The sequence below is a fragment of the Bacillus sp. OxB-1 genome, assembly GCF_000829195.1.
GTDB lineage: Bacteria > Bacillota > Bacilli > Bacillales_A > Planococcaceae > Sporosarcina.
The window spans coordinates 1,551,670-1,574,327 of the sequence record NZ_AP013294.1 but is presented as its reverse complement, the minus strand read 5'-3'; the positions used below and the strand labels follow the sequence as shown (position 1 = coordinate 1,574,327).

The 22,658-nt window shown below is 47.6% G+C and carries 18 protein-coding genes; 3 read left to right on the top strand and 15 right to left on the bottom strand.

Annotated elements, in window-relative coordinates; translation table 11 throughout:
- Positions 1-27: 27 nt before the first annotated feature.
- From OXB_RS07875 to OXB_RS07820, 12 genes are all read right to left on the bottom strand, one after another.
- Positions 28-930 (bottom strand): acetamidase/formamidase family protein, encoded by a 903-nt coding sequence (locus tag OXB_RS07875; RefSeq protein WP_041073251.1) that lies wholly within the window; start codon positions 928-930, stop codon positions 28-30.
- On the bottom strand, positions 931-2,010 hold the full coding sequence (locus OXB_RS07870) for a BPL-N domain-containing protein (protein ID WP_231860401.1): 1,080 nt from the start codon (positions 2,008-2,010) through the stop codon (positions 931-933).
- Between the two features lie 48 nt (positions 2,011-2,058).
- Positions 2,059-3,027 carry an ABC transporter ATP-binding protein gene (locus OXB_RS07865; protein ID WP_070098196.1) on the bottom strand — a complete coding sequence of 323 codons (969 nt, stop codon included), beginning with the start codon at positions 3,025-3,027 and terminating at the stop codon, positions 2,059-2,061.
- Positions 3,024-4,016, bottom strand: a complete 993-nt coding sequence (locus tag OXB_RS07860; protein WP_041073249.1) for an ABC transporter ATP-binding protein — start codon at positions 4,014-4,016, stop codon at positions 3,024-3,026. The genes OXB_RS07865 and OXB_RS07860 overlap by 4 nt, the downstream gene beginning before the upstream one ends.
- Positions 4,017-4,041: 25 nt before the next feature.
- A complete protein-coding gene (locus tag OXB_RS07855) occupies positions 4,042-4,926 on the bottom strand; it encodes an ABC transporter permease (protein ID WP_144399663.1) in 885 nt (294 codons plus the stop codon).
- 22 nt (positions 4,927-4,948) lie between these two features.
- Entirely contained in the window at positions 4,949-5,884 is a 936-nt protein-coding gene (locus tag OXB_RS07850; protein ID WP_041073247.1) for an ABC transporter permease, read from the bottom strand.
- A 151-nt stretch (positions 5,885-6,035) separates the two neighbouring features.
- Positions 6,036-7,181 (bottom strand): hypothetical protein, encoded by a 1,146-nt coding sequence (locus OXB_RS07845; protein WP_041073245.1) that lies wholly within the window; start codon positions 7,179-7,181, stop codon positions 6,036-6,038.
- A gap of 6 nt (positions 7,182-7,187) precedes the next feature.
- Positions 7,188-8,243 (bottom strand): response regulator transcription factor, encoded by a 1,056-nt coding sequence (locus tag OXB_RS07840; protein WP_041073243.1) that lies wholly within the window; start codon positions 8,241-8,243, stop codon positions 7,188-7,190.
- Positions 8,224-9,018 carry a sensor histidine kinase gene (locus tag OXB_RS07835; RefSeq protein ID WP_052483913.1) on the bottom strand — a complete coding sequence of 265 codons (795 nt, stop codon included), beginning with the start codon at positions 9,016-9,018 and terminating at the stop codon, positions 8,224-8,226. Before OXB_RS07835 ends, OXB_RS07840 begins: the two co-directional genes overlap by 20 nt.
- A gap of 177 nt (positions 9,019-9,195) precedes the next feature.
- Positions 9,196-9,756, bottom strand: a complete 561-nt coding sequence (locus OXB_RS07830; RefSeq protein WP_041073242.1) for a transposase — start codon at positions 9,754-9,756, stop codon at positions 9,196-9,198.
- The gene (locus OXB_RS07825) at positions 9,749-11,290 is read right to left on the bottom strand and encodes a YifB family Mg chelatase-like AAA ATPase (protein ID WP_041073241.1); all 1,542 of its coding nucleotides are present in this window, start codon (positions 11,288-11,290) and stop codon (positions 9,749-9,751) included. The genes OXB_RS07830 and OXB_RS07825 overlap by 8 nt, the downstream gene beginning before the upstream one ends.
- A gap of 277 nt (positions 11,291-11,567) precedes the next feature.
- Positions 11,568-13,223 carry an ABC transporter substrate-binding protein gene (locus OXB_RS07820; protein ID WP_052483912.1) on the bottom strand — a complete coding sequence of 552 codons (1,656 nt, stop codon included), beginning with the start codon at positions 13,221-13,223 and terminating at the stop codon, positions 11,568-11,570.
- Between the two features lie 192 nt (positions 13,224-13,415).
- Between OXB_RS07820 and OXB_RS07815 the strand changes: the two genes are divergently transcribed.
- The gene (locus tag OXB_RS07815; RefSeq protein ID WP_041073240.1) at positions 13,416-14,327 is read left to right on the top strand and encodes an acetamidase/formamidase family protein; all 912 of its coding nucleotides are present in this window, start codon (positions 13,416-13,418) and stop codon (positions 14,325-14,327) included.
- 30 nt (positions 14,328-14,357) lie between these two features.
- Positions 14,358-15,281: a proline iminopeptidase-family hydrolase gene (locus OXB_RS07810; RefSeq protein ID WP_052483911.1), complete on the top strand. Its 924-nt coding sequence runs from the start codon at positions 14,358-14,360 to the stop codon at positions 15,279-15,281.
- A gap of 435 nt (positions 15,282-15,716) precedes the next feature.
- On the opposite strand, the gene OXB_RS07805 is transcribed toward OXB_RS07810, so the two are convergent.
- Positions 15,717-18,839, bottom strand: coding sequence for an efflux RND transporter permease subunit (locus OXB_RS07805; protein WP_041073237.1), 3,123 nt, complete (start codon positions 18,837-18,839; stop codon positions 15,717-15,719).
- 3 nt (positions 18,840-18,842) lie between these two features.
- Entirely contained in the window at positions 18,843-20,291 is a 1,449-nt protein-coding gene (locus tag OXB_RS07800) for an efflux RND transporter periplasmic adaptor subunit (RefSeq protein ID WP_041073235.1), read from the bottom strand.
- 881 nt (positions 20,292-21,172) lie between these two features.
- Here OXB_RS07800 and OXB_RS07795 point away from each other — a divergent pair.
- Positions 21,173-21,787: a TetR/AcrR family transcriptional regulator gene (locus tag OXB_RS07795; RefSeq protein ID WP_041073233.1), complete on the top strand. Its 615-nt coding sequence runs from the start codon at positions 21,173-21,175 to the stop codon at positions 21,785-21,787.
- A gap of 267 nt (positions 21,788-22,054) precedes the next feature.
- Here OXB_RS07795 and OXB_RS07790 read toward each other — a convergent pair whose 3' ends face one another.
- Positions 22,055-22,636 carry a TetR/AcrR family transcriptional regulator gene (locus OXB_RS07790; RefSeq protein ID WP_041073231.1) on the bottom strand — a complete coding sequence of 194 codons (582 nt, stop codon included), beginning with the start codon at positions 22,634-22,636 and terminating at the stop codon, positions 22,055-22,057.
- Between the last annotated feature and the right edge of the window lie 22 nt (positions 22,637-22,658).

Below are 22,658 nucleotides of genomic sequence, written 5' to 3'. Positions count from 1 at the left end.
ATTTAATTGGCGACCAACTTACCGAACTTAGCCAATCAACGAAACTCCCATCTCCGCCAACAACCATTTCGGCACAACGAATCTGGCTGTCATCAACGGGTCCACGATCTGACAAATCTCGGACTGGCCTGCAGCGCTCATCAACATCGTCACTTCTTCCAAGGGCATTCCGGACTTCTCCACAATCAGTTCGATCATTTCGGTAGTTGCCACTTTTGCCGCTTCATCCAAAGTGGCGGCCGAGACGATCTGGGTGAACACTTCGTCGTTTTCGAGCATCGGGTGACGGAGAGACTGTCCTTTGATGACTTCCAAGGTGACGGTTACTTCGCCCGGTACTTCCACGCCCGATACACTTACTTCGCCATCGCCCATTGCGCCGTGCAGATCGCCCAACCCAAACAGCGCACCTTCTGCAAATACCGGAAAGTAGAGAGTGGCGCCTTCTGTCACCATTTTGTTGTCCATATTCCCCCCGTGTGCGCCCGGGGTGCCGCAGTTGACCCCTTCCCCTTCAGGAGCCACGCCGATAACGCCGATCATTTTATTCACAGGGATTGCAATATCATTAAAGTGCACTTTCCCGTCGCGGATTGGCAATATCTTAGATGTCATCTTTTCAATGCTGTGCCCCATCACCCCTAAATCAGGGCCGACCACCATGACGCCTTGGTCACCGATTTCAATCTTCTCGATTTTCACTTTCAAAATGTCCCCTGGCATCGCATCCTTCACGTAAATCGGGCCTGTCGCAGGATTGATCTTATTCCAATCGATAGCCGTCACTTCAGTTTCCGGTGTCTGGATTTGATTTTGAAAACAATCATATGTCTGGATCGTCAATGTCGTGCCGGAGTCCACCTCTTGAATCGGCGGGTTATCCTTATTGAATTCATAAATGATTCCTGTTGAGCAACTTACTGTTACCATTTATACTCCCCCTTTAGAAGATAAATAATAAATGCTGTTCATCAATAACACATAATTCGGATTATCCGCCATGGCATGTTCCGTCCCACATGTTCCAAATTCAGCATGCGGGGACAATAAAACCATATGCCCTTTCCCATAGGAAGCTTCCACGATGGCGGGGTATCCTTTTAAATGATGTTCGAACCGTTCCTGCGTCAATGGATTGGACCACCCCATCGCATCTTTTGCAATTTGATTATTTTCGAGTGACCAGGATGGCAGTGAAGTGCCGGATGCCAAGAAGTTCTTGTAGCGTGCAATCACATTAACATTCGAATCCTCCAGAAGGGAAAAAGCCGGTCCCTCCCAATAAATGACGTCCATCGTACTCGGCTCACCCAATGCCAGACTCCTGGCAACCGGATGGTCCACGTCTTCAAATTGGATCCGAACAAAGCCAGTTCCTGTTCTCCAATAGTCTAGCCCAAACTCATCCGTCGCTTCAATCATATTCAACCAAACATCACGTTGGGTCGTATCTCGCTCCGCCGAAAGAGGAAAGTAACTTCCCGCGCAAGAACCTAAATACATGCCGCCCCGCTGAACAAAATGACGGATCTCCCCATAGCCTTTCTCGCCCAATCCCTCATAATAAGACTCGCCAGCGTCCGGACCGCCCGGAACGATGAGCAGATCATAGTTTTCCAGCTTTCCGAGCCGGACATCCTCATCCGTCAACCAGTCGACAGGCAACCCGTAAGCATCGAAGAAGAGGCGGAATGGGTCGGAACAGAAAGGAGCGCAGTTCCGCCCATCCAGAAACGCGATTTTTTTTGCCAACTTCAAGGGTGATAAATCATCAGACGGCACTGATTCCGCCCGGTCCGTCCGGGCTTGTTTCACTTCAACTTCACTAGCCATCAGGACGGTCCCGGGAAAAAACAAATGACCTTCCGGAAACCGTTCCGTGGCGAAGCGAGTCTTCTTTTTGACTTGCTGGACTTCCTCACCTTCCGACAGGATCTGATTCAACTGCTTATAAATGGATGACCGGCTCGGCTGGTACGACTCCTGCCCAAGCCGGGTCATCGGTATCACTTGATACAATGGATTTAACCCCCTTACGCTGTGACGGTGCCAGGCACCCTAATAATACAAATGGCATGCAACAAAATGGCCGGGATTCACTTCTTTCAACGACGGGTTCTGTTCTTGGCAGACCGCCATGGCGGAAGGGCATCGGCCGGCAAATCGGCAACCGGCCGGTAAGTCGATCGGGCTCGGCAAATCCCCTTCTATCACTTCATACTCCTTTTTGACGGTCGGATCGGGAACCGGGATGGCCGCCATCAACGCCAATGTATATGGATGCAATGTGTTTTGATACAAGTCATCCACATCCGCCATCTCCACGATTTGCCCTAAATACATGACGCCTACCCGATCGCTTATATGTTCAACCACGCTTAAATCATGGGCAACGAACAGGATCGTCAGTGACAATTCCTCTTTCAATGTCACGAGCAAGTTCAATATTTGCGCCTGAACAGAGACATCCAGCGCTGAAACCGGCTCATCCGCCATGATGAACTGGGGCTCCACTAAAAGGGCACGTGCGATGACGATCCGCTGCAGTTGCCCGCCGCTGAATTCATGCGGGTGGCGATCCAATGCGTCAGCCGGCAATCCGACGAGCGTCAGGATCTCCTCCATCCGCTCCTGTTCTTGCCCTTTCGCCAAACGGTGCACTTTCAGTATCTCAGAAAAAGTTTGCCGGATGGTCATCCTCGGGTTCAACGAGGAATGCGGGTTCTGGAACACCATCTGCATTTGCCGCCTCAACTCTTTCAATCGGTCCGGACCCGAGTTCGTAATCTCCTCCCCATTGAAGTGGATCTTGCCAGTGCTCGGATCGACGATTCTCGTAATACAGCGCCCCAAAGTCGATTTCCCGCATCCGCTCTCCCCGACCAGCCCGAAGATTTCCCCTTCTTTGATTTCAAATGAAACCCCATCGACCGCTTTGAGCGTCTGGGTATGCTTCCCGAGCAGATTGCGCTTTCCCGTCGGAAAATGCTTATTTAAGTTTTCCACTTTCAAGACGACCTGGCTCATGCGTATTGCCTCCCTTGTTGGAAGATCGTCTCCACATGATGACAAGCCACACTATGTTTCTCTTCCACTTCCCGGAGTTCCGGCGACTTTTCCAGGCATAGGTCAGTTTTGTATGCGCATCGTTCCGCAAACGGGCAGCCTTTCAGTTCCCCATGCAGGTCAGGTGGCGCACCCTCAATCGGACTTAGCATTTTTGTCTTGCTGCCTAGTTTCGGGATAGACGCGATCAGCCCGAGTGTATACGGATGCATCGGTGCTTGGAAAATCGTTTCGACATCTCCGCTCTCCACGATTTCGCCCGCATACATGACGGATACCCGATCGCATATTTCCGCAACAACACCCAAGTCATGCGTGATCATAAGGATCCCCATATCAAACTCCCCTTGCAGGCGTTTCAGGAGCCGCAATATTTGCGCTTGGATTGTGACGTCCAATGCGGTCGTCGGCTCGTCGGCTATGAGAAGTTTCGGATTGCAGGCAAGAGCGATCGCAATCATAATCCGTTGCAGCATGCCGCCACTGAACTCATGGGGATATTGGCTGTAGCGCTTTTCTGCTGCCGGAATGCCGATCTGCTCCATCAATCGGATTGTCGCTTCTTTTGCTGCCTTCTTGTTCATCTTCTTATGATAACGATACACTTCCGCGATCTGCTCTCCAACCGAATAGAGCGGATTCAAGGAGGACATCGGATCCTGAAAGACCATGGACACACTGTTCCCGCGTATCGACTGCATTTCCTTCTCCTTTTTCAAAAGAAGATCCTCGCCTTCCAGCAAGATTTTCCCGGAAATCTGTCCTTTCGATCTGTCGATGAGTCGCATGATCGATTTGGCGGTCACGCTTTTTCCGCTGCCGCTTTCCCCGACGAGCCCCATGATCTCCCCAACATCAATCGAAAAATTCACAAATCGGACAGCGTGTGCAATTCCGCGCTCTGTCTTGAACTTCGTAGATAAATTATGGACTGTCAGTAATTTATTCATCGCTATCCCCCTATCATCAGGTCCTTTACACTTTCCGCTGTTTCGGATCAAAATGCTGCTGTAGACCGTCGCCAAACAGGTTGAACGATATGACGGTGATCATGATGGCGAAACCTGAAAAAATCGCTGTATTGGATGAAATCAATAAATACTCGCGCCCTTCTTCCAGCATGGCACCCCAGTCGGCAGTCGGCGGCTGGACGCCCAACCCGAGGAAGCTCAACGCAGCAAGGTCCAAAATGGCATAGGCCAAGTCAATGGTCGCCTGCACGACAATCGGAGAAATACAGTTCGGCAATATATGCCGGAACATGATCCGACTATTGGAAAACCCAAGATTCCGGGCCGCCTCCACGTAGGTCTGCTCCCTCTCGACCAATGTGACAGACCGCACCAACCGCGCTATCATCGGTATGTACACGATTCCGAGGGCAATGACAGCATTCTCCAGACCTTTCCCAAAAACCGCGACAATGATAAAGGCGAGCAATAAAGCCGGGAACGCAAGAATGACGTCAAACGTCCGAGTGATGAGGCTGTCGATCCGGCCTCCATAATAGCCGGCGATCAAACCCAACGGCACACCGATCAGCGTGGCGATCCCAACCACTCCAAGCGCTCCTAACAGCGTTGTCCTTGCTCCATATAAAATTCTGCTGAAGATGTCCCGCCCTTGTTGGTCCGTACCGAAGAAATGCTCTTTGGACGCCGGCTCGAGGGACATCAACAAGTCCTGTTCATTCGGATCATACGGCGCAATCGCCGGCGCGAAGATAGCGGCCAGGACGATGAGCAAAATGACAATTCCCGCTGCAACCGCAAGATAATTTTTAAAGAATGATGATTGCAAAAGACCCTTTCTTCTCGTCCGGATCATCGGTTTCCTTCCCACTACACCGGTTTGGCTCATGCTGACTCACACCTCCACCAAGTTAATAACGTATCCTCGGGTCAATGACCGCATACAGGACATCGACAACCAAGTTCATCAAGAGGAAAAAAACGACGAGAAAAATAGTCGTCCCCTGCACGAGAGGATAATCGCTCGACTGCACCGCGTGCACAATCAGACTTCCAATCCCGCCCAAGCCGAATGTATACTCGACAAGGACCGTTCCGACAATGAGGAAGCCAAGCTGCAGCCCGGTCACAGTCAATAAGGGGATGAGGGCGTTCTTGAAAGCATGCTTCAACACAATGACCCTTTTCGGAATCCCTTTGGCGACCGCCGTTTCAATATAATTGGTCCCCAACGCCTCGATCATTTCGCTTCGGGTGATACGGGAGCTCAGCGCCAGCATATTGATGCCCAACGCCAAGGACGGGAGCAACAGATATTTGAAGTTTTCCATGAAGTTATCGCCTGTCCCGAAGGCGGGTAGAAGATCCAACTTGTATGAAAATAACATGACAGCAAGCACCCCGGTGAAGAACACTGGGGATGAAACGCCCACCAGAGAAATGAGCGAGGCCAAATAATCGACCCATGTATTCTTTTTCACAGCTGCAATGATACCGAGCGGGATTGCCAGCAATATCGTAATAATCGTACTCATGACAACCAATTGAATCGTCAACGGCAACCGCTCCGCAATCATTCCGCTGACGGACTGCTTCATCTTGAAGCTCTCACCGAGGTCCCCTTTGACGGCGTTGCCTGCCCAAATCAGATACTGCTTCCAGACAGGTTCATTCAGATGATATTTCACCCGAATGTTCTCCAGCACTTCCGGCGAAGTCTGCTTTCCGCCCACCATTACCAATGCAGGATCCGTCTTACTCAAGTGGGACATCCCGAATACGAGGACGGAGGCGAGGAATAATATCGGGATAAGCAACAGCAATCTTCTTAGAATGTAAGAAACCATATCGGCACACCCCCCATAAGAAATGTCAATGTAATCACTCTTACTATCCATTTTACTTTTCTGACGAACAAACTTTTTAAATATTTGACCAATTTATCTTCAATATATGATTCATTTCGATATAAAATAAAAAAAGTAAGGGCGGGTACCCTTACAATTGAAAGTTCTTCTGTTCGACTGGACCGAATAGGACGAGGACAGCGGCTAATAGGAAGGAACTGCAGGCCCCTCCGAGTATGCCCAGCGGAATCGTAAAAACCAGTCCAACCAACAAGCCGATACAGAGACCGAAAATGAAACTGATTCTCGTTTGATAGATAGAGGAAACCGGCACGGCGATCAACCCGCATAGAGGGGACCAGAACAGTCCGAAATAAAGAAAAGCATCCAGTAAAGTGATGTTCGCATAGGGCACAACCAGTCCCGGAATCAGTATGCAGATTCCAATCAGCCATGGATTATACTTGTTGGATTTACCCTTCAAGGACTCCCATAACTTGATGAAAATAAAGAAGATCATAAAAATGGTGATCGACATGAAAAGGATCTGCGCAAACTGCCCGCCGAAGCGATTGATCACCTGAATGCTCACCCGGTCGCTGAGATCCGGCAAAACCGCCTGCGCCCGACCGAGAAATGAAATCGCTCCGAACGAAATCATGACAATGGAGGAAATGATAGCCGCAATCAGGTAGGGGACAAATCGCGCTTGTTCTTTATGATGGATATCCACCATCCTATATAGATACTGGCGAGCTACCAATAATACTCCGAGACTAGCTACGAGCAGCCAAGTAGCAGGTCGATCAAATCTCAATAACTCCGTATAAAGGAAATGGATTCCCGAATAGACCGTAGGAATACTGACTTTCAAATACACAAGAGTCGGAATCAAAAACGAAATAGCGATGCCGAGCAGAACCGTTGCGACGGCGACCAACTTCGGATTGAATTTATATAGATAAAAGACGAATAGCGGCACGGTCGCCATCAAGACGATATGGATGAGCGTCATATAGATAAAGTCTGTTTCCGTTAAAATGATCTTCAAGACGAGGAAAATGCAAAAGATGACTTCAATAATGTAAACTCCCTTAATTGCACTTCTTAAGATAGGGTCCTGTATTGCGACGGGTTTCCGGTTCTGTGTAAAATAAAAGACGATGAATGACAATGCCCACATGCTGGAGTAACCCAACAGCCCCAGGACCCCATGATCGTACGTAATCTGCGCAGCAAGGAAAAAAGCAAGAGGCGTCATTAAAGGAAGTAGCAGATAAATGATATTGGAAGCCATTCCGGCTCAGCTCACTTCACTGCGATATTTGCTCGGGGATACACCCGTGAACTTCTTGAAACAGACCGCGAAATAAGCTGCGCTATTAAATCCGACCATATCCGAAACGACTTCCACATTGTAATTTTTCAGAAGAAGCTCTTTCGCTCGTTCAATTCGGATATCCAGTAAGATCTCGGTAAAGGTCTTCCCATATTCCTTTTTCAGCAATCTGTTTAGATGGGAGGAGCTTACATGAACAGTCTTCGCCGCGTCGGTCAAGCTGATATTCTTATCATAATTTTCTCTGATGTAATGCAGGAACAGGTGAAAGGTGGAGCGATTCCTTTCATGATAGTCCTGGACCGCTTGTGCATAGGCGGTTTTCATTGACTTGCTCTCCCCATAGCCATATAAGATTTGATCCGGGTAGTTTAAGTTATGCAGTAAGATCTGATCGGTAATGTAGGATGAATGGCTTTTCAATGTCAGCAATAACGTAAATTCGTTAATGTCCTGAGGGGATTTGAGCAGCTTGATATCCTTTTGGGTCTGAGCGATTTGATTTATCCAATTGCAATTATTATTTTGGATGACGAACATGGCCTCCGGCAGGAAACTTAAGTTGTCCATCGCTTCTTCATCGGACAAATGGCTTTCCGAAAAAAGGCTGCGTTCAATGATAGATTGAATGATAAATGCCCGCTTTTCATTACGTTCAGCAAAAAGTCCTTCCATTTTGCCAAAAAGCTTCTTAAATTGCCCTTCCGTGAACGGTTTCAGTAAATAGCCGACCGCTCCATGCTCCATTGCTATTTGTGCATAATTGAAATCATCGAAGGCCGAGATGATGGAAACAACCGTATCGGGCCAATGCCGGTGGATTTCATTCAGAACTTCCAGTCCGTTCATGCCAGGCATTTTAATATCCAGAAGAACGATGTCCATTTTATTGGACTGAAGCTGGTCGATCGCCTCTAATCCGTTTTCGGCTTTGTGGATTTCGTAGTCGCCGATGTCTGTGATCATTTTCTCCAAAGTCTGTAATTCCAATGGTTCGTCATCAACTAGCAAGATCCTCATAGAGTCCTTCCCCCCTTATACTGATGGAACAGACTGTGCCATTCGGCATATTCTTGATCGTCAAATCACTTTTCTCGCCATAGAAATGTTGGATGCGTTCGTATGTGTTCACAATGCCAATTCCGAGGATGTCAGATTTGATTCGATCCCGTTTCCAGTTGTTGAACTGGCCGATGATCTGTTGAGAAATGCCTACCCCGTTGTCATGGATGCGGATTGTAAAACCCTCCCCCTTCTCAATAGTGATTTTGATGAACCCGCCACGGACATTCGGTTCGATACCATGCTTGCAGGCATTTTCCACCAATGGCTGGATGGAAAGCATCGGAATTTTGACGGCAGCGCAATCTTCTGGACACTCGATTTCCCATTCCAAACGCTTCCCGAACCGCATTTTCTGAATCTGCAAATACATTTGGACACTGTTCAGCTCTTCCTCCACGCTAACGAGCTGCTGGGAGTCCCGCAGCGTATAGCGGAGCAGAGTGGAAATCGCTTGGATCGAACTGACTGCGTCTTCATTCTTGTCCAGTCGGATCAGAGAGGTGATCGTATTCAACGAGTTGAAGAGGAAGTGGGGATGAATTTGCGAGGTGAGATTGCTGATCTGGGCATCCTTCAATAGATATTCCAGATCGTTTTTCCTTTTCTCCATCTTCAAATAGTCATTCTCTTTTTCGACAATCAATAACGAAACAAGCGTCGATAAACTGCCGATTCCCCCGACAATCCCAAGCACAATGAGAAAGGTGAACAATGGTTGCGACAAGATCATTGCACATCATCCTCTTTTACTTTTCTGAATGTTGTAATTATTATAACTGGTGTGAGGATATATTACTATAGGACTTCGGGCTTTGTAGGTGCCAGGTTCTAAAAACAATTCAGACAATTCCGACTGATACATCTACACGCGAAAAAACCCCATGGGATTCACGGAGTTTTTGATGTACTATTCTTCTTTTTCCCTGCAATACCTCGCATATTCCTCTGACGTCTGTGCCCAGCCCCGCGGGAGAAGGCTTGGCAGTAGTTGTAGCTGGAGGAAGGGATAGGGACTGTCTTCGCCGTAGAAATAGTAACGATATGAGGAATGGGGATAGTGTTCCATCGATTCGACCATCGGCTGTTTAGTCTCGATCGGATTGCGGTGGATGTAGGAGCTAACGTGCAACAGGCCGGTAGTACCCGTTACTTCCTTGGAATAGTAGCGATTTTGAAATATCTGCCCAACATAGCCGTGCCGTTTTCTGTAATAGTCACTATACCGCCGATTCAGCGGAGCCATCAATTTGCCGAGATGGAAATGTGGGGATCGGAGTAGCAAATGGACATGGTTCGTCATGACGCAGTAAGCATATAGTTCAAACGGAAATTTGCCATACACAAAACTGAGTACGCGGAAATATTCATCCACATCGTTTTTATCCCGGAAGATGTTTTGCCGATTATTCCCACGAACGATAATATGATAAAACCCTTTCGGATGCCATCCCCTTGGCTTCCTAGCCATTTTGCCCGACTCCGTTCATATCTTTCTGGAAAACAGAAGACCGCCTTTTCCATTGGATGGTCTCTTCCATCGCCTCCATTGTGATCCGCCGCTCCCCTTGAAGGTCCGAAATGGTCCTTGCCACGCGTATCAGCTTCACCATTGTCCGGTTACTCCATTTTTCCTCATAGCAAACCGACTGGAAAAGAAGTTCCTGCTCTTTTGTCAATAGACAAGTTTCCAACAGCAGATGAGCACGTACATTGCCGTTTAAACTTCCAGTTCCGTATCTTTTTCTTTGAAGGCATCTTGCTGCAGCCACTCTATTTCTGATTGCACTCGACGATTCCTGGCTTGTATCCACTGCGAAACCGGCATTTTTTAATGTCAAACTGAAGTCGATCCGGTTTAATAAAGGACCCGAAGCTTTCAATTGATATGTTTGGATTTGACGGGGTGTACATGTGCAATATCGCTCATTTGATCCATGATAACCGCAGGGACAAGGGTTGGTTGCTGCAATTAATACGAAAGAGGACGGATAGGTGACCGACTGACGCACCCGGTTGATCGTCACCTCGCCCGATTCCATCGGTTGCCGAAGCATATCCAGCGCCTTTCTTGAAAATTCCCCAAGCTCATCCAAGAATAGAACACCGTTATGCGCCAGGGAAATTTCTCCCGGCCGTGGAAACGTCCCGCCCCCGATCAAGGAAACGGCTGAGGCGGAATGGTGCGGATGGCGATACGGCGGTCTTCTAGAAAATCCGCGCTCCTCTTTGGCCAGATGATAGATGCCGAATGTCTCCAGCATCTCCTCATTGCCCAAGTCGGGCAAAATGGTGTGAAACGCATCCGCAAGCATCGTCTTTCCACAACCTGGCGGACCATTCAACAAGACGTGGTGGCCGCCCGCTGCAGCAATTTCCAAAACTCGTTTAGCCTCGTCCTGTCCCCTTACGGCAGAAAAGTCGGACGGGAAGGATGGCTCTTCCGACTGTTGTGGCCCAAAATGGATCAGATCCTTGTTGGTACGGGCAAGTTTCTGTTGTCCCCGCAAATAGGCAAGCAGGTCGGCGACGGAATGAAGAGGGACAAGCTCGACCCCTTCCGGACTGTTCAAGAACTCGGTGTCGATCGGCGGAAGGATGATTTGTTCAAATCCAAGCCTCAGAGCCTGCTGAATAGCAGGAATCAACCCATGGAAAGGAACAAGGTCGCCAGAAAGGGAGAGGGCAGCAAGAAAGCATGTTTTAGGATCTATGGGGATCGGCTCTTCCATGACTTCACGCAATACGGCCAGCAGCATTGCGCAATCATGCCCCGTCCCTGTTTTCCGCTTATCTGAAGGCGACAGGTGAATGGTGATTTTCTTCATTGCCATGTCAATATCCAAATTATGAAGACAACTCAGAATCCGCTCCTTCGACTCTTTCATCGAAGCATCCGGCAGTCCGACGATGATACATGCCTCCTTTTCAACGCGGACATTCGCTTCAATATACACTATGTGCCCCTTCATGCCTTCCAACCCCACACTCAATACCCGACCCATCGGTAGCCCTCCCTTTTGCTACTATTCTTACAAAGAGGGTAACACGTTGGATAGTTTTCTCAAAATCGAGATAATGGGAAAATGAAGCCTTTCATTGGGAGCTCCGACCTAAGAAAAGTGATCAAATTCGTATTTTGAATGAAATTAGCCACTGAAAATAGAAATTTGCCGTTTCGCAGAAAGGTGATTTACATACAGTCACCGTAACCAGTTTTCTGAATTGTGTTAGAACCTGGCACCGCAAAAAGGACGAAGGTATCACCCTTCGCCCTTTGCCTTATTTAAATTTAACGTCTTTCAAGAACGAATCCCAATACCACATGGCTTTCATCGTGTAACCCTCGACATCCGTGTTCGCGACGAACATTTGCTTCGGATGGTCGATCATGATCCAAGGGGTATCTTCAGCGATGATCTTTTCAGCTTTGATCATCAGTTCCGTTCTTTCTTTGTCATCCGTCAAAGCCACTTGCTCATCCAAGTATTTGTCAACTTCACTATTGCTGTATTTGGAGAAGTTGGAACCGCCGTCAACACTGTTGCTTGAATGGAAAACCGGCTGCAAATTACCAACAGCATCCGGGAAGTCAGCGCCCCACGTCTGCATCATCATATCGTAATCTTTGTTTCCGAACGCGCGAGTATTGGCTTCCTCCGTCGTCACTTTCTCAATCTCCAGATCGATACCCAATGGTTTGACCGCCGCCTGCAATGCAAGGGCTGTATTCAATTTCAAAGTGTCGCTTTCCGTCATGATCGTGGCGCTGAATCCATCCGGCACGGAGGATTTCGCCAAATATTCCTTTGCTTTTTCGATGTCATATTCGTAACCTGGAAGTTCATCATAGGCTTCTTCCCATAAATCCGAGTTGAATATCCACAAAGCCGGCCCGACTGGAACCGCTTTTGCAGGTGAACCTGAATCTTTGACGATCTTTTCCATGATTTTCTGTTTGTCCAACGCATAGTTCATCGCTTTCCGGACGTTGACGTCATTGAGCGGCTCCCGCTCGACGTTGATTGCGACAAAGTTGCTCATATAGCTGTCGACGGCATCGATATTCACATTATCCATCGCTTGGACAACTTCAATCAGGTCAAGCGGCAAGTTGATCGTCGCAGTCACTTGGCCCGTTTTCAACCCGGTGACGACCGTATTCCCTTCCGGAAGCATTTTGTAGACGATCTTATCCAAGTAAGGACCAGCCGATTTATCCCAATAATTTTCGTTCTTCTTCAAAGTGATTTCGGATCCCGTTTTCCATTCCACATACTCGAAAGGACCGGTCCCCATCACTCCGCCGTCCGGCTTTCCGAAGTTCGCTTCATTTTCCTCATAGTACGCTTTGCTGATGATGTGGCCAGCTGTCGTACCGACCGCATAGCGCCATAGGATATCCGGCTGCTTCAATTTCACCGTGATTTCCCAATCCCCTGTCGCCTCTATGGATTCCACATTACTGTACATCCAGCCAACGTAAGAGGCCGTAGCCGGATCCATCGTGCGTTCCATTGAAAATATGACGTCATCAATAGTCATCGGCGAGCCATCCGAGAAATTGACGTCGTCGCGAATCTGATAGACATATGTTGTCGGATCAACCGCTTCCCACGACTCCGCCAGCAATGGCTGCAGTTGCCCGTTCTCATCGAACTGCAACAGCCCTTCCGTAATTTGGGTCACGACTGGATTCGTCGCGAAGTCGTACGAAAACGCAGGATCCAGCGCAATGATATCTCCCGGCAATGCAAAAGTCAGAGTTCCTCCTTCCCCGCTGCCTTCGCCTTCCGCATTGCTATCCGCACTCGCATTCTCTTCGTTGCTTGTCCCATCCTCTTTCTTTTCAGCGTCAGCCGAGTCATCCGAACATGCCGCTAGAATGGAAGCTAGTGCTAAAATCATAAGTAACAATAAAAATTTTGTTATCCTCATAGCCTTCCCCCCACATGTATAATTTTACACCTGAGTATATTATTCCAGTTGCCCGCTCCAAAAAGTTTAAGTAATTTGCCATAGTATCTTAAATATTCAATCAATTCTTTAAGCTTTATTGACTTTCCATTTTGCGTACTCTAAATTTAACCTCAACAACTGAAATACCTATTAAAAAGGGGGCCTCATCATATGCACGTGCTTCAAAAAGAGCAATCCGTCTACAAGTTCGACAAGGACAATACGCCTGCTTTGACAATCGAATCCGGGGAAAATGTGCTTTTCAATACATTCGACTGTTTCAGCGATCAAATTCAATCCGAAGACCAGCTCATCACGTCAATCGACTTTTCGGCGGTTAACCCAGCAACAGGACCCGTCTATGTCAAAGGTGCACAGCCCGGTAATATTTTAAAAGTCGATATCCATGACATCCAAGTACGAGACTGGGGAGTCATCAGCACATTGCCCGACATCGGCATTCTCGTCCACACAGTAGATCCGAAAACGAAGATCGTCAAAGTGGAAGATCACAAAATCGTGCACTTCAACGAAGAGATCAGCTTTGAGGCGAAGCCAATGATCGGTGTCATCGGATGTGCGCCGGCTGGTGAGGGGATCGATAATATGTACCCCGGGGACCATGGAGGTAATCTGGACAACCATGTCATCACAAAAGGGACGACCGTCTACTTGCCGGTGAACGTTGAAGGAGCCTTATTCGGTCTCGGCGATATTCATGCGTCCATGGGAGATGGCGAGATTTGCGGAACAGGAGTGGAAATCGCCGCTTCAGTCGAAACAACACTCACAACGATCAGCGGACAAACAATTCCTCGGCCGATGGTGGAAACGAAGGACAGTTGGTACACAGTTGCTTCAAACGCGAGCACCGATCGCGCCATCCAGATCGCTTGCGAGGATATGCAGACGTTGCTCGCTAAAAAATGGGGTTTATCATTGGTGGATGCTTATTTGCTCATGTCTGTTGCGGGGGATGTCCAATTATGCCAATGCTGCAAACCGAATCCAGGGTCTGATTTGGAAGTCATTGCACGTTTCCGCATGCCGAAGTTGGCGGGGATGCCACCTTTGATTCAATGAATAACTTGAAAAAGAAGAGGAGGAATTGAAATGACAGGAAGTACAAAGATCATTCCAATCACCGGCGGATACCACGTATGGACGCGAAAAGTAGGAGACAGCCCCATTAAAATCCTACTATTGCACGGTGGACCAGGAAGCACCCATGAGTATTTGGAGTCGTTCCAAGACTATTTGCCGGACGCCGGGATCGAGATCTATTTTTATGACCAGTTAGGTTCCTACCATTCTGATCAGCCTGATGATCCTTCCTTATGGACAATCGAACGTTTCCGTGAGGAGGTGGAAGAGGTTCGGAAAGCACTTGGATTGGAGCAATTTTATCTGTTCGGTTCCTCATGGGGTGGATTTCTGGCAATTGAATATGCACTGAAATATCAACAGCATCTGAAAGGATTAATCATCTCCAACATGACCGCCAGCATCCCGTCCTACGTCAAAAAAATCAATGAGCTCCGGAATGCGTTGCCTGTAGAAATCATCAAACAGCTGGAGAAGTACGAGGAAAAAGAGGATTATCAAAACCCGGAGTATGAAAAGCTGCTCCATGAGCATCTATACTCGAAACATATTTGCCGCTTGGACCCTTGGCCGGACGGCGTTGTACGCGGCCTCTCCAACATCAACCCGCAAGTGTACAACACGATGCAAGGGCCGAATGAATTCGTCGTCACCGGCACGTTCAAAGATTGGGACCGCTGGGATGACCTGCACCAAATCAACGTACCGACACTTCTGCTCGGAGCGAAATACGATACGATGGCGGTGGAAGATAAAGAAGAAATGGGCAGGAGAATCCCGAATTCCCGTGTCGCCATCTGCCCGAACGGCAGCCATCTTGCCATGTGGGATGATGCGGATGCTTATTTTGAGTTTATCAAGGAGTTTGTTAGGGATGTGGAGGAAGGTGCCTCCGGTCTAGTTTTAAGAAGTTCCCTTGCTAATCAGTCTTAGAATATTTAACGCAAACTCACTCATGCAGCAGTATATCTCCAATGCCGTCAAGGGTGTTGGCTGGGTTAAATTAACAAACAACCTCCGGACCGCATTACGCAGGTTCGGAGGTTGTTTATAATTTTCTTATCCAACAAAGGATAGCCTATCTAAAGATGATGATTGAGTTATGAGCGCTTCTTGAGAAATATAAGCGGATTACGATAGTTATGAGCGCTTCCCGAGGAGTATGATCGCTATTCGGGACTTATGGGCGTTACCCCAGAGTTATGAGCGCGTATCCATTTTAATGGGCGTTTGCAGAAAGTTATGAGCGCTCGCCGGGAACCCCCGCGGAACAGACATATCCTCCTCGGCCAACTCCATGCCTTACCCCAATAAAAAAAGATCTTGCAGACTCTTTGTCTACAAGATCTTCTTGGTGACCAATACCGATCACTCACTTCCCCCCTCAACAACAACTTCCTCTTCAAGCTTCTTCGATTTTTTCCCGCTAAATAGATTCTTGGTCTTTTCCGCCAAGTTATCGATGACTACATACATAACAGGCACGAAGACGAGGGTCAGTACCGTCGAAGCGGCTAGACCGAACACCACGACTACTGCCATAGGTTGGTTCGCTTCCGCTCCCTCACCAAATGCGAGGGCTACCGGTATCATTGTGAAGATGGTTGAAACAGATGTCATCAGGATCGGACGGAGACGGCTGCGTCCTGATTCAATGAGCGCTTCGGTTCGGTCCATTCCTCTCGACCGCAAAATATTCGTGTAGTCGACGAGGATGATCCCGTTATTCAATACGATGGCGGCCAACATGATAATCCCCATCATGGCCGTTACGCTTAATGGGATATTGGTGACAAACAATCCGAATATGGCCCCGATTATCATCGTCGGTAAAGAGAACATGATGACAAATGGGTGGGTGAATGATTCGAATTGGAAGGCCATCACCATATACACGAGTATGATTCCGAGTACTAGTGCGATACCAAGAGATGTAAATTCTTTAGCAATCTCTTCCGCTTCACCGCCCGTGCTTACTTCATACCCTTCCGGCAGTGCAAGTTGGTTCAACTGCGCATTCAGGTCTTGGGAGACTTCCACTGCGGAGCGGCCGATTACATCACTCGTGACATTCACTTGTCGTTTTTGGTTCTTCCGATTGATTTCAGTCGGACCTTGAACTTGCTTCAGTTCAGCGACAGCTGTGATCGGGACATGCACCCCTTGACTGTTTTGTATGACGAAGGTTTCCAAATCACGAATCGTTTGTGTGCTTTCTTTCGGGAAGGCTACTCGAACGTCAAACTCATCGCCATCTTCTTTATACTTTGTGGCGACCTGTCCACTGAAAGCCATGCTGACGCCGTTCATGACCTGTTGATAGGATAGCCCATACTGGCTGGCCACTTCCCGGTTGACAATGATTTGAACTTCCGGACGGCCTTCCCCAGTCGTACTTTCGATGTTGAGCGTACCGTCGATGTCTTGAAGGATCCAAACGACCTGTTGCGATAAATCGCTTAAGATGTCGAGGTCATCACCTGAGATTTCAACTTGAATCGGAGATCCCGTACTCATCCCCTGGTCATTTTCTTGTACAGTGATCTTTGCACCCGGAATATCGTCCAGTAATTTATCGACTTCTCCGACCAGCTCTATTGTCGATAAATCCCGTTCACTTGCTTTGACAAACTTAATGGCAAAACTCGCATATTCCGAACTTCCTCCCCCAATGCCCATCGAGCTGCCGCCGATCGTCACGGTCGTCATCTCGATAATATCGTCGTATTTGGCAAGGCGTTCACTGATATCTTGAACCGTTTCCTCGGTTTTCGCCAGCTGTGTACCTGGCTGCAATTCCACATTGATTTGCATTTCTCCTCCGTCAGATGACGGCATTAACACAAATCCGATAAACGGAATAAGAAGCAAGCTTCCCACTACAGTAGCCAGCACGATACCGATGGTCCTTTTTCGGGCTCTTAACGCTTTTTCCAGTAATTTCACATAACTATTGGTAAGCTTGTTCAGTAGTTTATTGAACCAGCCTTTGCTCCCCTGTTCCTCAAAAGAGGCGGATACGTTTCCAAGAAATTTGGAAGAGATCATGGGAAGGAATGTGATGGCACCAATCAATGCTGCCGATACGGCAAAGACAACGGTCAAGGCTAGCGGGCGTATCATCTGCGCGGCAAGTCCGCTGATGAATAGCATCGGTACGAAAATCGCCGCCGTCGTTAATGTCGCCGCAATAACCGAAGGCGCTAATTCAGTAGCTCCCACTATTGCCGCTTCTTTGATCGGCAGTCCTTCCGTCCGCTTCTTGAAGATGTTCTCAAGAATAACGATCGCACTGTCAATCATTAATCCAATCCCGATAGCCAATCCACCCATCGAGATGGTGTTAATGCTTTCCCCCGTCAGATACATGAGGGTAAAAGTCGTGAGAAGGGATAACGGCATGGTCAGTCCGATAACTAACGTCGTCCGAAGACTGCGCAAGAACAGCTGCAAGACAATCATCGCCAGCGCAAATCCGACAACCATATTCACCATGACCGAATTGATCGATTGGGAAATGAACGTGGACGTATCTATTGTCGTTGTCAGTTTCAAACCGCGTTCCGCCAACTTCGGATTCAACTTATCAATGATCCGATTGATCTCATCGGCGGCACTGATTGTATTGGCATCCGATTGTTTCATAATGGAGAATGTCAGCGTATCTTCCCCATTCACTCGGGAGATTGTCGTCTGGTCTTCAAATGTATCAATGACCTCGGCGACATCGCTCACTTTTATCGTTTCCCCGCCGGCTAAGCCGATTTGGGTGTTCATAATATCTTGGACGGAAGTATACTCCCCATCAATCCGCACTTGAACGTCTTCGCCGCCCCGCTCAACGGTCCCTGCCGAAATGGAACGGTTTTCCGCTCCTAATGCTTGGGCGACTTGGGGACCCGAAAGCCCGAAATTTTGCATCTTGCCAATGTCCAGATTGACCTGGATTTCTCTTTTCAGACCACCTGTAATATTGGCGGATGCAATTCCAGGCGCCCGCTCAAATTCCGGTTGGATTTCATTTTCAGCGATGACTTGTAATTCGCTTAAGTCTGCACCGGTTAAACTGATTGTCTGGATAGGGATCGCTTGAGGATCGAGACGCATGACCAATGGCGAATTCGCATCCTCCGGCAATTGGGCCCGAACAGGATCCAGCTTCTCCCTCATATCATTCAAGGTTGTTTTAATATCCGTTCCATAATCAAACTGCAAAATCACCATCGATGAATTTGGCTGTGAAATGGATTGGATCGTATCGATCCCTTCCAGTGTCCCAACAGCAGATTCTATCGGTTTACTAACCAATTCTTCAATTTCCTGCGAGGCGGCACCTGGATAGCTTGTAACAACAACCGCAATGGGCAAATCCATTTTCGGAAATAAATCCACCGCTAAGTTTCTCACTGAGATTACGCCCAAGACCAACGCCAGCACGACAACCATGATGACGCCGACAGGACGATTTATTGAACCTTTAATCAGTTTCAACGGTTAGTCCTCCTTCATGATTTTCACGGAATCTCCATCATTCAGGAGGTTTTGACCTTTAACTACCACTTCTTCGCTTTCAGTTAAATCACCGGCTACGGCGGTTGTATCGGTGCCATACCGAATGACTTCCACTTCTTTCAGGACCGACTTTCCATCAACGACCGTAAAGACGACCGATTCCCCTTCCTTCTGGATCACTGCGTTCGTCGGCACAAGTGTCGTATTGGACGCCAAGATTTCATCCACTACGATGGTGGCGACCATGCCAGGGCGAATGACGTGATTCGGGTTGTCGATTTCTGCTTCCACTGCAAACAAACCGGAGCCTGTCCCCACTGTCGAAACATAGGTGACGGTTCCTGTAAATGCTTCTTTCAATCCGTTCACTTCCACCTCAAGCGTCGTACCCTGTTTAAAAGCGGACAATTGGTCTGGCAAAATATTAACACTCACTTTCACCTTATCGATCGACACGATGGATGCGAATGGTTGCTGGCCTGACGCCATGGCCCCTACTTCACCCGATACCTGTGTAATTTCACCGGAGGCCGTTGCAACAATAACTTTATCCGCCAAACGTTCACGAGCCGAATCGACCGCCAGCTGCGCTTGCTCCACCGAAGCCTGAGCTTGCTCCACCGCGGCTTGGGCTTGTCTAATTCCAATATCCGCATCTTGGATCGATGATTGCGCGATGCTGGCTCCGATTTTAGACTGGTCTAGAGAAGCCTCCAATGATTGTAAACTGATACTGCTGTCCACTTGGCTTTTATTTAACTGCACTTGTTCATACGCATTTCTTGCATTTTGCTCACCATTGCTGGCATCGTCGTAATTTTGCTGGGAAATGAGACCCTCAGCTAGTAAAACTTCCATCCGTTCCACGTTTTGTTTCGCTTGATCCCATGCAAGTTTTGCATTCTTGATTTGGAATTCGATATTATCCAAGTTATCATTCAAAGATTTACGTGCTTCGGCCAAGGATGCCTCCACTTGTCTCACAGAGGCTTGCGCTTGTTCATAACTTTTCGCCGCTTTCGACTTTCCGCTCTGCGCATTACTCAATCCGCTTTGAGCACTCTTCAAACCGCTTTGCGCTTGTTTTAAAGCAACCTGTTGTTGCTGAACCGCATTCCGTTCAGCTGAATCATCCAGCCTAGCCAAAACATCGCCGACTTTCACGATATCTCCCTTTTGCACCATGATCTGCTTGATTTCTCCGGGAGCTTTAGGCACGACATCCACTTCTGTTTCCGGGATGATGGTACCGGTTAATCGATTGCTATCACTTAGGGAACCGTATGAAACTTCTGCGACTTCGACCGGTATTTCTTTTGCCACGGTCACTTCTTCCCCCGAGGCCTCCCCCTTGCTACATCCAGCCATGATAGCCATAACGGCTACACCAGACAGAAGACCTGCTATTTTTCTAGTATTCTTCCTTCTCATCTTTAACTTGAATCCCCCTTTGAAATTTGCGCGCAGCTGAATAGGGGCCACGGCTATTTCTAGCACCTCTTCGCATGGACATTTGTTCGATTGCATTCGTGCCTTTAATTACGCCATCAAACCCTTCCAGATCCCATGGCATTCTACATCTTTTTCATTATAGCAACTCACGAGATCCTATTCCTATTATCCTATGACAAAATTCAAAACTACTACTCCTTTTTCCTTCTCCTCCCGGCTATATTGCGGATCAGCAATCGAAACACTCTATTCTTCTTCCATCATCTTACAATCGCTGGGCAAACAAAACAACAAACTTTCGTTGTAGCTACTTCTAGGGCGGGAGTCTGATAGATTGGACCAAGTGTATTAATGCTAGACCAAAGGCAAAATGGACGTTAGCCGTTATCTATTCTGGTATCTACGCCATTTTGAAAGCAATAAGGGGAATCGATTGTTTATCCTACTATCCACCCTCTTCTTTCTAAAAATGACAACGTGTCACAATTTGACATGGACCCATCATAAGTGACGCCTTGTCATATGTCAATCCATAATGGGCAGTGTGTCATAAATCTTTCACTTTAATAGACTATACAGAACGAACTTAAGAAATGGACGCAACCAACAACCCGTTGCTTTCCGTTCCAGGCGGACGCTTTCCACTCCAAGTAGCTAGAGTTAACAAGAACACATCATTTGTTCGTTCTATATAGTTCCATTTCCATTCATGTACGAAAGTTCTTTTTTATCCTAATTAAACCCGGCCGGTGCAGGACGCTCTGTCACAGCCTATGTTGACTTGTCCCCACTTATTATCTATGATGGGGCTACACTTAAATATGACAAGTTGTCACTTGTGAATAGCTAGGAGGGTACACATGCCTAAGCAAACTTTTTTTAATTTACCTATAGATAAGCAAGAAATGTTAATCGATGCTGCGATGATTGAGTTTTCCAGAGCTCCCTTGCATGAAGCCACCATTTCCAATATCGTCAAACATGCGGGCATCGCCCGGGGAAGCTTCTATCAGTACTTTGAGGATAAAGAAGATCTATTCTTCTATCTCTTGGAAAAATACACCGAACAAAACGAGGCGAAGTACATTTCCCTTTTACAAGAAAATGACGGAGATTTATTCGAGGCAACGATTCAGATATATCAGTTCATGTTGCAAGCCTTTCAAAACCAAGAGCATCGGGTATTTATAGAAAATGCTTTCTTGAATATGAATCATAAAATAGTGAAATCCATGACTAATAATGAGGACTTAGAAAAATTCATCAATCGACGGCCCGAAATGATACGCTATATTGACCAAAACAAACTGAACATTACAGAGGAACGGGAATTGTATCATGTTCTTAAAATCATCGATTCTGTCACGCTACAAAATCTCATCCAAAACTTCGCATTGGAACTAACCTTCGAAGAGTCCTTGCAAAACTATGTGACAGAAATTGATTTGCTGAAAAAAGGATTGGCTAGGAATTGACCAGTTCAGAACAAAAGCGCAGGGCGCTTGCTCAGAGGCGACAGGCATAAGACGAAGATGCGGCGTGGCGCTTTTTGCCACAGAGCAGCTTTGGCTTATGACCCCGAGCCTCTAGCGCCCGGAGCTGGACGTAAACAAACCTAATTTTGAAGGTTATCCACATGCCCGAATTTTATAATTTCCTAAGTAATGAAAAAATCCCTTAGGCTCCTTGCCTGAAGGGATTTTTCTTGTTTCTAGGTAATTGTCCGGGTGCAGCACCTAACGCTAGTTGCATAACGTCCCCATCAAGCCCGAGAATACCGTCTGGCTTAATAGCTGCGCGATCTCCTCTTCTCCCAACTGACGATTGTGGGTTTTATTCCAGTCGATGACTAGTGCCATGTAGGATTTGTAGAGCAAGAACGCGACCAATTTGCTGTCGCAAGGCTTAAGCTCCCCACTAACAATGCCGCGTTCAATTTTGGTTTGGATGAATCGGAGGATCTCTTTCTCCACCGATTGCAGCATCTCGCTGACGGCGAGTGTGCGAAGCTCGTTTTCTTCTTCAATCAGTTTTATATACAATTTATGAGTCTCCCGGAATTTGAGTAGTTCCATAATCCGGGCGTGAGCCTTTTCTTCAAAGGAGGCGCCCTCCACGGCGCATTGGTCGGAGGCGTGTTTCATCTCTTCTACCATCTGCCATACAATGGTTTGGAACAGTTCTTCCTTATTAGAAAAGAATGTGTAGATCGTCCCTTTCCCGACGTTCGCGATCTTAGCGATTTGGTCCATTGTTGTCGCTTTGTAGCCGAACAGGGAAAACGATTTTTCGGCGGCTTGTGCAATTTCATCTTTCCGGTCCATCCACTCACCTCCATCTTTAGTT